This is a genomic window from Natronoarchaeum rubrum, assembly GCF_024494695.1.
In genome coordinates this window covers 227,989-239,769 of sequence record NZ_JANHDP010000001.1, presented here as the reverse complement: position 1 = coordinate 239,769, position 11,781 = coordinate 227,989, and the positions used below count along the sequence as shown (strand labels likewise).

Sequence of the window (11,781 nt, the reverse complement as noted above, 5' to 3'; positions counted from 1 at the left end):
GTGTATCATACGAGCATGAACACGGAGTGGGCCGACGCGGATCGATTGGCCGCGCTGCGCGAGGGGATCACCGCGGTCGACGAACGCGACGAGATTCCCGTCGAGGCGCCCGCGACCGGCGAGCAGATCGGGGCGATACCGGCGTGTACGGACGAAGACGTCGCCGCGGCGACCGAGCGCGCCCGCGAGGCCCAGGACGACTGGGCCGAGCGCCCGATCGAGGAGCGCGTCGCCGTGATCGACCGATTCCACGACCTGCTGCTCGACCGTCGCGAGGACGTGCTCGACCTCGTACAGGTCGAGACCGGGAAGTCCCGGCGCGACGCCGTCGAGGAAGTGATGGACGTCGCCGTCACCGCTCGCCACTACGCGAACCGCGCGCCGAAGCTACTGGCTTCCGAGCGTCGCTCGGGCGCGATTCCGCTGGCGACGAAGGCGGTCGTCCACCGGCAGCCGGTCGGCGTCGTCGGGCTGATATCGCCGTGGAACTACCCGATCGTGCTGACCGTCTCGGACGCGCTGCCGGCGCTACTCGCCGGGAACGCGGTCGTCTGCAAACCCGCCGAGGGGACGACCCACGCCGCCCTGCTCGCGCGCGAACTCCTGATCGAGGCGGGGCTCCCGGCGGACCTGTTCCAGGTCGTCAGCGGCCGGGGCGAGGCGCTCGGCGAGCCGCTGATCGGCGGCGTCGACTTCGTCGGCTTCACCGGCTCGACGGCGGTCGGACGCGAGGTCGCCGCGCTGGCCGGTCGGAACCTGGTCGGCTCGTCGCTGGAACTCGGCGGCAAAAATCCGCTGCTCGTCCTCGACGACGCCGATCCCGAGGCTGCGGCCGCGGGCGCTGTCCGCGCGTCGTTCGCGAACGCGGGCCAGCTCTGCATCTCGACCGAGCGGCTCTACGTCCACGAATCGGTCTACGACGCGTTCGTCGACGAGTTCGTCGCCGCGACCCGCGACCGCTCGCTCGGCGCGGAGATCGGCTTCGGCGCCGACGTGGGGTCGCTGCAGTCACAGGCGCAACTCGACAAGGTGCGCTCGCACGTCGAGGACGCCGTCGAGAAGGGTGCTGATGTGCTCGCGGGCGGACGCGCCCGTCCCGATCTGGGGCCGTACTGCTTCGAGCCGACGGTGCTGGCCGGCGTGACGCCGGAGATGGACGTCCACGACGAGGAGACGTTCGGCCCGGTCGTCGCGCTCTACGAGGTCGGAAGCGTCGACGAAGCGGTCGAGCGCGCCAACGACTCCGAGTACGGCCTGAACGCCTCGATCTGGACCGGCGACGACGCCCGCGGCGAGCGCGTCGCCGAGCGCATCGACTGCGGGACGGTCAACGTCAACGAGGGGTACGCCGCGGCGTGGGCGTCGATCGACGCGCCGATGGGCGGGATGAACGACTCGGGGCTCGGCCGACGCCACGGCGACGTGGGGCTGACGAAGTACACCGAGAGCCGGACCGTCGCTACCCAGCGGTTCGCGCCGATCGGGCCCGGCCCGCTGCCCGACAAGCTCTGGGCGGCCGGACTCGTCCCGGCCCTGCGCGCGTGGAAGCGGCTGAGCGAGCTTCGGCGTCGACGCCCCTGGACGAACCTACCGGGGTGGCGCTCGTGACGGTCTTCCTGACCGGGTTCCCCGGATTCCTCGGCTCGGCGCTCGTCGAGCGCCTGCTCGATCGCGATCGAGGCGTCGCCTGCCTCGTCCAGTCGAAGTACCGCGAGGACGCCGAGCGGCGGGCCGCCGAGCTGGCGGGCGACGACTGGGAAGAGCGGATCGACCTGTACGAGGGCGACATCACCGAGCCGGATCTCGGTCTCGACGCCGACGACCGGGAGCACCTGCAGGACGCCTGCGACGAGGTGTTTCACCTCGCCGCGGTGTACGATCTGGGCGTCAGCCGGGCGGTCGGCGAGGCGGTCAACGTCCGGGGAACCGAACACGTCCTCGACTTTGCGGAGAGCATCGCCGACCTCCGGCGGTTCCAGTACGTCAGCACCTGCTACGTCAGCGGCCGCCACGACGGCGTCTTTACCGAGGACGACCTCGACGTCGGCCAGTCGTTCAACAACCACTACGAGGCGACGAAGTTCGAGGCCGAGGTCGCGGTCCAAGAGCGGATGGCCGAGGGGCTCCCGGCCACGATCTACCGGCCCGCGATCGTCGTCGGCGACAGCCGGACCGGCGAGACCGAGAAGTACGACGGTCCCTACTTCCTCGTGCGCTTTCTCCTCGAACAGCCCGGCGTCGCCACGCTGCCGCGGACGCCCGGCGCCGGCGACTGCGAGGTCAACGTCGTCCCGCGGGAGTACGTCGTCGACGCCATCGACCACCTGAGTGGGCTCTCGAAGTCCGAAGGCGAGGTGTACCAGCTCTGCGACCCGAACCCGCCGACCGTCGCCGAGATGACCGCGGCGTTCGCCGCGGCGACCGACACGCGCGTCCTCTCGGTGCCGGCGCCGAAGGGGCCGACGAAGCGGGCGCTCTCGCTCGGCCCGGTCCGCCGGTGGACCGGCATCGAACCGGCGGTGATCGACTACTTCGACCACCCGACGCGGTACGTCGGCGCCACCGCGCGCAAGCATCTGGCGGGGAGCGGCATCGAACCGCCGCCGTTCGGGAGCTACGTCGAGACGCTGGTCGAGTTCGTCCGCGACCACCCCGAGATCGGGTCGGCTGCGAAAACCTGACGAGGAGTCCGTCGCGTCGGCGCCATGCCGTCTGCGGGCAGCCGCGTCGGCGCCATGCCTTTGTCCGTCGACCGACTCACGACGCCGTATGTGGCTCGGCGAGCAGTACTGGCTCGTCCGCTTTCTCTTCCAGCGCGGCCTCGCCGCGATCTATCTACTGGGGTTTCTCGCCGCCGCGCGGCAGTTCCGGCCGCTGGTCGGCGAGGACGGCTTGCTGCCGATCGACCGGTACGTCGAGCATGCCTCGTTTCGGGAGCGCCCGAGCCTCTTTTACCGGTATCCCAGCGACCGCGCGATCGGCGCCGCGGCGTGGAGCGGCGTCGCCCTCTCGGCGCTGGCGCTGCTGGCGGGCCCGTACTGGCTTCCGGAGCCGCTCGCGATCCCGGCGTCGATGCTACTGTGGGCCGCGCTGTGGCTCCTCTATCTCTCCTTCGTCAACGCCGGCCAGCTGTTCTACGGCTTCGGCTGGGAGTCGATGCTGCTGGAGACCGGATTTCTGGCGATCTTTCTGGGCGCCGGCGACGCCGCGGCGCCCGCGCTGGTGGTCTGGCTGCTCCGGTGGGTACTGTTCAGAAATATGTTCGGAGCGGGGCTGATCAAACTGCGCGGCGACCAATGTTGGCGCGACCTGACGGCGATGGACTACCACTACGAGACCCAGCCGATGCCGAACCCGCTCAGCTGGTTCGCCCACCACCTGCCCGACCGGGTCCATCGCGCCGAGACGTTCGGGAACCACGTCGTCGAACTGCTGGTCCCGTTCCTCTACTTCGCCCCGCAGCCGTTCGCGTCGATCGCGGGCGTCGCGACGATCGGATTCCAGGGCTGGCTGATGCTGACGGGGAACTTCTCGTGGCTCAACGCGCTGACGATCGTGCTCGCGGTCAGCCTGTTCAGCGACGGCGTCCTCGCCGCCGCGCTGCCCGTCGCCGTTCCCTCGCCGACGCCCGCGCCGGTCGGGCTGGAACTCCTGGCGCTCGTGCTGGCGGTCGGCGTCGTCGCCCTGAGCGTCCAGCCCGTCAAAAACATGCTCTCCGAGCAGCAGGTGATGAACACCGCGTTCGACCCGCTGCACCTCGTCAACACCTACGGCGCGTTCGGCTCGATCACCAGGCAGCGCCACGAGATCGTCGTCGAAGGGACCGACGACGAGGTCGTCACCGACGACACGGAGTGGCGAACCTACGAGTTCCCCGGCAAGCCGACCGACTCGGGCCGGCGGCCGCCCCAGATCGCACCCTACCACCTCCGGCTGGACTGGCAGCTCTGGTTCGCCGCGATGGCGCCGACGCCGCGACGCCAGCCGTGGTTCACGCGCATGCTCGTCGATCTGCTGGAGGGCGACGAGGGAACCCTCGGTCTCGTCGCGGAGAACCCGTTCCCGGACGACCCGCCGGAACACGTCCGGGCGATCCGATACCGGTATCGGTACACGACGCCGGAGGAGCGGGCGAACACCGGCGACTGGTGGCGTCGCGAGCGCGTCGGAACGGACGTCGGAGCCACGTCGCTGGAGGAAGTCCGTAGCGGGGCGTCGCAGCATCGGCGTCGACGCCTGTGAGTGGCGACCCCGGAGCCGGCCGCTCAGTCGCCGGACCCGCGCTCCTCGTCGCCCGCGTCGCGACGGGCCGGCGGCGTCGTCGACATCAGCTTGCCGGCCGTCTCGCGGTTATCGGCGATCAGGCGGTAGACCCGTTCTCGGACCCGACCGTAGTCCTCGAACTGTCGCCCGAACTCGATGGCGTCGACGAGTTCCTCGCGCACGTCCGAGCGAACGATGGCTTCCTCCATCGCCGCGCCGCAGGAGTACACCTCGCCGTCGGCGACGAGGTGGGCGCACTCCTCGTAGTCCTCGGGGAGCCGGTCGCGAAGCTCCGAGGTCAGGTCTGCGAACCCGACGATCCGGAGGTCCGAGCGGTCGTCGACGAACTCCGCCCACCACGTGCAGAAGCCGCAGTCGTCGTCGTAGACGAGCGTCGCTTCGGTCATGGTTCCGACTACGGACTCCCGGCAACTAACGTTTATCCACTCGGGACCGGCCGGGGCGTCGAGCCGAGACGCCGACGCCAGCCGGACGAACCGAGACGCCGACGCCAACCGGCAGAGCCGTGAGGCTTACTGCCCTCGCGGAGGACGGTCGACCATGGAGCGGTTCGCGCGCCTGATCGTCGCCGGCGGGCTCGCGCTCGCGGCGGGGCTCTGGATCGCGACCTTCGCCGAGGCCCGGACGGCGGCGTGGCTGCTCGGCGTCGGCGTCGCCGCGCTCGGCGCCGGGGCGAACGTCGCAGGCGTCGTCAGCGAACTGGAGCTGTGAACGGCTGCGTCGGGGTCCGACGCCGCAGCCCGGCGGCCGAGGCACCGTCGCGTCGTCAGGTCTCGCTCGACGAGTGGTGCGTCCACTGCACGAACCTGACGAACGACGACGACCCGCAGGCCGCACACTCGGTCGGCGCCTCGAAGCTGTGGCCGCCGTCCTCGGCGTAGGCGGTCCCCGCGTACACTGCCTGGCAACCCTCGCAGACGTACCGCTCCGGTTCTTCTGGCTGATGCGCCATGTGCGAGTCCACAACGCGATCCGTAATATCCGTGGGGCCCCAGCACCGACGCTCGGGACCGGCGCGGGGCGCTCGACCGCGAGCGGCCACCGCAGCAGTGATGCCGGTCCGGCGAGAGCGCCCCGGTAGAGCTACGATGCCCGGAGAGTCGTTCGTCGTCGCGATCAAGGAGTCCGCCCGCGAGCGCAACGACGGGGTCGAGCGGCTGGTCGCGGACGCCGGACCGCGGCGTCGCTACGACTCGCGCGACGACGCCGAAGCGGAGGCTGCCGACCTCTCGGCCAGCGGCGGCGACGTGCGGCTGCAGGCCGTCGCACCCCGGGACGACACCGACGCCGACGCGTATCTCGTCGGCGCGAGCCGCTCCGACCCGCCACTACCCGAGAGCGACCCGGAGGACGGCTGGCGGTACGCCGTGACTGCCGACCAGTACGGCGCGCTGGGCGAGGCGTTGCTGACGGCGGGCGACGGTGTGGCGACGCCGCTGGACCACTATCTCCGCCGCGAGTTCGACCTCTCGCGGGACGCCGAGCTGGCGGTCGAGGTCGACGCCGATCCCGAACCGCTGACAGCGCCGGAGCAGCCCGGCGCGTGGCGGCCGGACTGCGAGTTCGCGGTCGCGATCGCCGGCCGTCGCGTCGCCAGATACCGCTGCGAGATCAAGACCGGTGACGGCGGGCTGGAGCGCAACCAGCGCGCGATCGCCGAAGCGACGGCGAGCGAGACGCCCGCGCTGCTCGCCCGTGTGGACGTGTCCGAGCTCCCGATAGAGTACGAGATCTCCTTCGAGCGTCTCGGGAGGACGGACGCCGACGCGTCCGACGCTCCCGCACAGAAGACGGTCGACGACTGGGGCTGACCGAGAAGCTACACGATCGAGTCGATCGCCGGCGGTCCGTCGGCGAGGCGGTACCCGTCCGCGGTGTGCTCGACGACGCCGTGGCGCCGCAGGTGATCGAGGTGCGCGTACGCCTCGCCGGGGCCGTGGAGGACGTGGATACCCTCCAGCTCGCCGAACAGGCGCGCGCTCACCGTCCACGCGTCCGCTGGGCCGTGGGCGTCGAGCACGTCGACGACGCGCTCGGTGCGCTCGCGGTGGTGCTCGACGATCGCCCGCGCGCGCTCGCTCGGCGCCTCGATGACGTTCCGGTGGCCGGGCCAGGCGCGCTCGTAGTCCCGGTCGACGATCCGGCGCAGGCTCGCGAGGTATCGCTCCAGCGGCCGGTCGACCCGGAGGTCCGCGCCGCCGACGTTCGGCGTGTACTCCGGCAAAATCGCGTCGCCGACGAACGCCTCGCGCCCCGCATCCGTCTCGAACTCGAAACACGTGAGCCCGGCCGTGTGGCCCGGCGCGTGAACCGCCCGCAGCGTCCGGTCGCCGACCGAAATCTCGTCGCCGTCCGCGATCGTCTCGACGGTCTCGGGCGGGTCGACAAGCGCGTCGGACTCCAGCATCTCCCGAAGCCCCGCGCGCTTCTCGGTCGGCATCCCCCACTCCTCGAAGATGGTTTCGTGGCGCTCGCGGAGCGCCGCCCGGGCGTCGGCGTCCCGGCGAACCATCGGGGCGTCGGCCTCGTGGACGACGACGCGCGCACCGCCGACGCGCTGGATCGTCCCCGCGAGCCCCGCGTGGTCGGCGTGCCAGTGGGTCAGGATCACCGCGTCGATGCTCTCGAAATCGTGCCCGCGCTCGGCGAGGCCGGCTTCGAGCTGCTCGCGGACGGCGGGCGTCGCGACGCCGGTGTCGACCAGCGCCGTCTCTCCGCCTGCATCGAGAAGGTACGCGTCGTTGTTCCCCTCGAACTCCTCGTTGTCCAGCGCGATCGGATGGACCTGCACGGATCGTCGGAGACGGGCCAGCACCGTCAATGTTTCCGGCGCCGGCGTCTCCCGCCGGTCATCGTCGTTCCGGCGTGGACGCCCCCGTCGGTCAGCGCCGTTCCGACGCCGCCGGCCGGTGCTCGAAGTCGGAGATCGTGGCGCGCCAGTAGGGAAGGTCTCCTTCTGGGAGATTCCACTCGACCTCGGCGACCGTCGGCACGAGCACGCCGTTTCGCTCCCGGTAGTCCCAGAACCGTCCGGTCCACCGGGTCGGCTCGAAGCCGTCGTCGACCGCCCGCGGCCGGTCGTCGGCGACGACGCGCTCGACGAGATTCTCGTCGTCGAACTCGAAGACCAGCGAGACGGTCGTGTCCTCGTGCTCCAGGGTCGCCCGCGCGGAGCGCTCGTCGATCGAGTCCCACCGGACGCCCGCGCCGGGCAGCAGCGCGGTCGGGTACCAGACGGCCTCCGCGAGGTAGCGCTGCAACTCGCCGGCGTCCAGTTCCGGCGACGGGTCGGCGTCGGCGACCGTGAGCACCGAAAGCAGTCTGGCCCGAAGCGATCCCTCGCCCTCGACGTAGGCGTCGACGACGCGCACCGGGACGAACGGCGCCAGCCGAACCGTGGCGTCCCAGACGAACCCCGGGGGGTCGACCGTGACGCGCTGGGTCGCTTCCAGCGGCTTCCAGTCCGAGTTCGCGTCGCCAACGCGGAACTGGCCGCGCTGTTCCAGTCGGACGGTGCGGCTGTGCGGTTGCCCCTCGTCGAGCACCGTCTCGAAGTACCGGCGGACCGGGGCGGGGAGGTCCGCCACGTCGTCCGGATCGAACGTCCGTTCGGGGCGGGCGGCCGCGGCGTCGAGCAGCCGCGCTCGGTCGGTCTCGGCGTCGGTCCGCAGCGACCTGACCGCGGCGACGGCCGCGACGACGGCGGCGAGGACGACCGCGGCGACGGCACCCCTCGATCGAGCGGTCGGAGCATCCAGATTCCACTCCATAGGCGGGATAGGACGCCGAAGCGGATAAACGCGCAGCGGTGGACGAGGGTGTCGAATCCACCAGCTATATCACGCAGGTGGGACAGTCCCCGGTGTGAGCCTCACAGATCGAATCGACGGGCGGACGATCGGACTCGGAGCGACGACCGGCGTGGCGGCCTACGTGCTGGGCTACCTCGTCACGTACGTCACCCAACGCGGCGCCGTCGAGGAACGGCTGGAGGGGTTCAACGCCGTCGCCGAGCTGTTCGGCGGCGACCCGATCCCGGCGTGGAAGGCAGTCGGGTGGCTGTTCTACAACGCCCACTTCGTCGACACCGAGCTACCGGGCTTCGGCGGCACGCAGACTCGGAACTTCGTCACGAGCGCCGACGGCGGCTCGATCGCGCTGCTATTCTTAGTGCCGGCGCTGGTCCTGCTCGGCGCGGGCGTCGCGGCCGCGACGCTCTCGCGCGCCGCGACGGCGGCCGACGGCGCGACGGTCGGCGCGCTCGTCACCGCCGGCTACCTCCCGCTCGCGACCGTCGGCGTCGTCGTCTTCGGCTACGCGGTCGGCGAAGGAACGATCGCCCCCGACGCGATCACGGCGGTGCTACTGGCCGGCGCAGTCTATCCCGCGGTGCTGGGCGGACTCGGCGGCGCGCTCGGCGCTGCGGTCAGCCAGTCGAACTGACGCCGGATCGCCGCCTGCGATAACCACCACAATTATCATTACGGATCGGCGTCTCGGTGTCCGTGGTGACTGACGAAACTACGCGCCGCGGCGTGCTCGCGGGCGTCCTCGCGGCCGGCGTCGGCGGACTCTCGCTTTCCTCGGCCGCCGACCTGCTCGACCAGTTTGCGCCCCTGTCGGGCGACGCCTGGGACGCCGCCGATCGATCGCTCCCGGACAGCGTCGAGAGCCCCTACGGCGACGCGAGCCTGTACGTCGACGACTACGGTATCCCCCACGTCGAGGCCGACGACGAGCGCGCGGCCTACTTCGCGGTCGGCTACGTCCAGGCGTTCGACCGCGGCTTCCAACTCGACCTCCAGCGTCGCCAGATGCGCGGCCGACTCTCGGAGGTCGCCGGCGAGGCCACCGTCGAGAGCGACGAGTTCCACGTCGCGATGGACTTCGCGGGCGCCGCCGAAGCGACGTGGGAACTCGTCGCCGACACGCGAGTCGCACCGTTCGTCGAGGCGTACGCCGACGGCGTCAACGCGGCGTTCGAGAGCGAACAGCTCCAACTGGAGTTCGAGCTGCTGGGCTTCGAGCCCCGGCCGTGGACCCCCGCGGACTCGATGCTGATGGAAAAGCAGATCTCGTGGGACCTCACGGGGAGCTTCGTCGAACTGCGCCGGGCGCTACTTCGGGAGCAGCTCGGCGAGGATCTCCTCAGCGAACTGTATCCGCGGCGTCTGGACCACGACGTACCGATCCTGCGGGCGTCGACCGACGGCGTCGGCGGCGTCCGCGGACGGAACGCGGGAAGCGGCGGCGCTACCGACGACGCCGGGAGCGCCGCGGCGTCCGGACGCTCCGAACCAGCCGATACCGAAGGCTCCGCGCCGGCCGACATCGAACGTCCCGCGCCGATCGACGCCGACCTGACCGCGTGGCTCTCGGGATTCGAGACGCCGACCGGCGTCGGCTCGAACAGCTGGGTCGTTTCGGGCGAGCACACCGACAGCGGTTCGCCGCTGCTCGCGTACGATCCCCACCTCTCGCTGATGGCGCCCCCGGTCTGGTACGAGCAGCACGTCGAGACGCCCGAGCGCTCGGTGCGGGGGGCGACGTTCCCGGGCGTCCCGTTCGTCATCGCGGGCGCGAACGACAGCGGCGTCTGGTCCTTTACCAACGTCGGCGCGGACGTGCTCGACTGCTACCGCTACGAGGTCGACGACGCGGGCGACCGCTACCGATACCGGGGCGAGTGGCGCGAGTTCGACGTCGAGGAGCGCGAGATTCCGGTCTCGGGCGGCGAGGATCGAACGCTCGATCTCAAAAAGACCGTCCACGGCCCGATGATCGAGCGCGAGGGCCGGCGCGTCGGCGTCGCCTGGACCGGCCACACCGCGACCCGGACGACGGTGGCGATCGAGGAGTTCGGCCGGAGCGAGGGGCTCGACGACCTGCGCGAGTCGACGCGGAAGTTCGACCTTCCGACCCAGAATCTCGTGTACGCGGACGCCGACGGCCGGACGATGTACTACGCCACCGGCAAACTCCCGATCCGGCGGATCGACGGCGAGGCGGTTCGAGGCGACCGGATCTTCGACGGCTCGGCCGGCGAGGGAGAGTGGGAAGGGTTCGAGCCGTTCGGCACCTCGACGTGGGACGGCTTCGTCCCCTTCGAGGAGAAGCCCCACGCGATCGACCCGGACGTGCTGGCGACGGCCAACCAGCGCGTCGCGGACGACCCCATCCACTACGTCGGCGCCGACTACGCGACGCCGTACCGCGGCGCGCGGATCTACGAGCGCCTCGACGCTGCGGTGTCCGAGGGCGAGGCGATCGACCACGAGTTCCACCGTACGCTGCAGAGCGACGTTCGGGACGGGCGCGCCGAGCAGTTGGTCCCCGAACTGCTCGCCGCAGTGAACGACAGTACAGACGCCGACGATCGACTCACTGAGGCCGCCGCCACGCTCGACGAGTGGAACTACCGGATGGACCGGGACTCCCGGGGCGCGCTGGTGTTCGCCCGGTGGATGGATCACTTCCGACAGCGGACCGCCGACCCGACGTTCTCCGACGCCGATCTCGATGAGTCGTACTATCCGAACGACTGGGTGCTCGCGACGCTGTCGGCCGACAGCGCGCTGTACGACGATCGCTCTCGCGCCGAGGCGATGGTCGCCGCCCTCGACGAAGCGCTGGCGGAGATCGACGCCGAAGACTGGTCGACGTACGGCGACTGGAACTCGACGCGGGCGATCGACCACCCATTCGGTGCCCAGGCGCCGTTCCTGAACTACGACACGCTGGCGGCGGACGGCTCGTCGGCGACGGTGAAAAACTACCGCGTCGATTCGGCGGTCGGCTCCAGTTGGCGGATGGTCGTCGAACCGGGCGGCGACGCCACCGCGATCCTGCCCGGCGGGAACTCGGGCGACTACTTCTCGGCGCACTACGACGACCAGTTCGAGCGCTGGCTCGACAACGACCAGAAGCCGATGAACCGGACGATAGAGGGCGAGGAGACCGTGGCGTTCGAGGGTGAGTCGTCGTGAGTTCGAGCGAGCGAAGCGGCGACGCCGACGCGACGCCGGACAACGCCAGGGCGACACAGGAGGACGCCGAAGCGGCATCGGGCGAAACCGGAAATCGGCTGCACGAGGCCCTGGATCAGGCGCGGATGCGGCGGCGATCCCACGCCGTCGCGCTCGCGGGGGCGGCGGCGCTGGGGCTAGTGTTCGCGTGGCTCCACTGGCTCGGTCTCGTGCTCGGCGGCGCGCTGGTCGCGCTGGTCGCACCCAGCATCCGGCGCGGGGTCGCGTACGCGCTGGCGTTCGGCGTTCTCGTGCTGGTCGCGTTCGCGGTCGCGATCGGCGACGCGGCGCTGCTCGTCCCCGAGATGCGCCCGATCGTCTACGTCACCGTCGGCGCCGCGATCGGGCTGCCGCTGTTCGGCTCGCTGGCCCGAGGGATCGTCTGAGAGCGGTCCCACGAGGCGCCGGGCCGAAATCCAGCCAGCGCGTCCGGGACCGTTACCCTCATTCGTCGATTCGACGTTCGGACCGG

Annotated in this window: 12 protein-coding genes; 8 read left to right on the top strand and 4 right to left on the bottom strand. The window is 70.9% G+C overall.

The genetic code is table 11. The annotated features are described in order from the left end of the window. Positions 1-15: 15 nt before the first annotated feature. From NO931_RS01325 to NO931_RS01315, 3 genes are all read left to right on the top strand, one after another. Positions 16-1,608 carry a succinic semialdehyde dehydrogenase gene (locus NO931_RS01325; RefSeq protein WP_256390820.1) on the top strand — a complete coding sequence of 531 codons (1,593 nt, stop codon included), beginning with the start codon at positions 16-18 and terminating at the stop codon, positions 1,606-1,608. After that, positions 1,605-2,681: an SDR family oxidoreductase gene (locus tag NO931_RS01320; protein WP_256390819.1), complete on the top strand. Its 1,077-nt coding sequence runs from the start codon at positions 1,605-1,607 to the stop codon at positions 2,679-2,681. The genes NO931_RS01325 and NO931_RS01320 overlap by 4 nt, the downstream gene beginning before the upstream one ends. Before the next feature lie 88 nt (positions 2,682-2,769). Continuing rightward, positions 2,770-4,242, top strand: a complete 1,473-nt coding sequence (locus NO931_RS01315; RefSeq protein ID WP_256390818.1) for a lipase maturation factor family protein — start codon at positions 2,770-2,772, stop codon at positions 4,240-4,242. Positions 4,243-4,265: 23 nt separating this feature from the next. On the opposite strand, the gene NO931_RS01310 is transcribed toward NO931_RS01315, so the two are convergent. Continuing rightward, positions 4,266-4,670, bottom strand: a complete 405-nt coding sequence (locus tag NO931_RS01310; RefSeq protein WP_256390817.1) for a DCC1-like thiol-disulfide oxidoreductase family protein — start codon at positions 4,668-4,670, stop codon at positions 4,266-4,268. A gap of 154 nt (positions 4,671-4,824) precedes the next feature. On the opposite strand from NO931_RS01310, the gene NO931_RS01305 reads away from it, so the two are divergent. Continuing rightward, a complete protein-coding gene (locus NO931_RS01305; protein ID WP_256390816.1) occupies positions 4,825-4,995 on the top strand; it encodes a hypothetical protein in 171 nt (56 codons plus the stop codon). Between the two features lie 55 nt (positions 4,996-5,050). On the opposite strand, the gene NO931_RS01300 is transcribed toward NO931_RS01305, so the two are convergent. Continuing rightward, positions 5,051-5,236 (bottom strand): hypothetical protein, encoded by a 186-nt coding sequence (locus NO931_RS01300; protein ID WP_256390815.1) that lies wholly within the window; start codon positions 5,234-5,236, stop codon positions 5,051-5,053. A 136-nt stretch (positions 5,237-5,372) separates the two neighbouring features. Here NO931_RS01300 and NO931_RS01295 point away from each other — a divergent pair, with 136 nt between their 5' ends. Further along, the gene (locus NO931_RS01295) at positions 5,373-6,095 is read left to right on the top strand and encodes a DUF8081 domain-containing protein (protein ID WP_256390814.1); all 723 of its coding nucleotides are present in this window, start codon (positions 5,373-5,375) and stop codon (positions 6,093-6,095) included. 8 nt (positions 6,096-6,103) lie between these two features. On the opposite strand, the gene NO931_RS01290 is transcribed toward NO931_RS01295, so the two are convergent. Further along, complete coding sequence (locus NO931_RS01290; RefSeq protein ID WP_256390813.1) at positions 6,104-7,075, bottom strand: MBL fold metallo-hydrolase; 972 nt, start codon at positions 7,073-7,075, stop codon at positions 6,104-6,106. Between the two features lie 91 nt (positions 7,076-7,166). Further along, positions 7,167-8,054, bottom strand: coding sequence for a DUF6920 family protein (locus NO931_RS01285; RefSeq protein ID WP_256390812.1), 888 nt, complete (start codon positions 8,052-8,054; stop codon positions 7,167-7,169). A gap of 94 nt (positions 8,055-8,148) precedes the next feature. Here NO931_RS01285 and NO931_RS01280 point away from each other — a divergent pair, with 94 nt between their 5' ends. From NO931_RS01280 to NO931_RS01270, 3 genes are all read left to right on the top strand, one after another. Beyond that, positions 8,149-8,727 carry a DUF7978 family protein gene (locus NO931_RS01280; protein ID WP_256390811.1) on the top strand — a complete coding sequence of 193 codons (579 nt, stop codon included), beginning with the start codon at positions 8,149-8,151 and terminating at the stop codon, positions 8,725-8,727. Between the two features lie 65 nt (positions 8,728-8,792). Continuing rightward, entirely contained in the window at positions 8,793-11,270 is a 2,478-nt protein-coding gene (locus NO931_RS01275) for a penicillin acylase family protein (RefSeq protein WP_256390810.1), read from the top strand. After that, positions 11,267-11,695: a hypothetical protein gene (locus NO931_RS01270; protein ID WP_256390809.1), complete on the top strand. Its 429-nt coding sequence runs from the start codon at positions 11,267-11,269 to the stop codon at positions 11,693-11,695. Before NO931_RS01275 ends, NO931_RS01270 begins: the two co-directional genes overlap by 4 nt. The last annotated feature ends 86 nt before the right edge of the window (positions 11,696-11,781 follow it).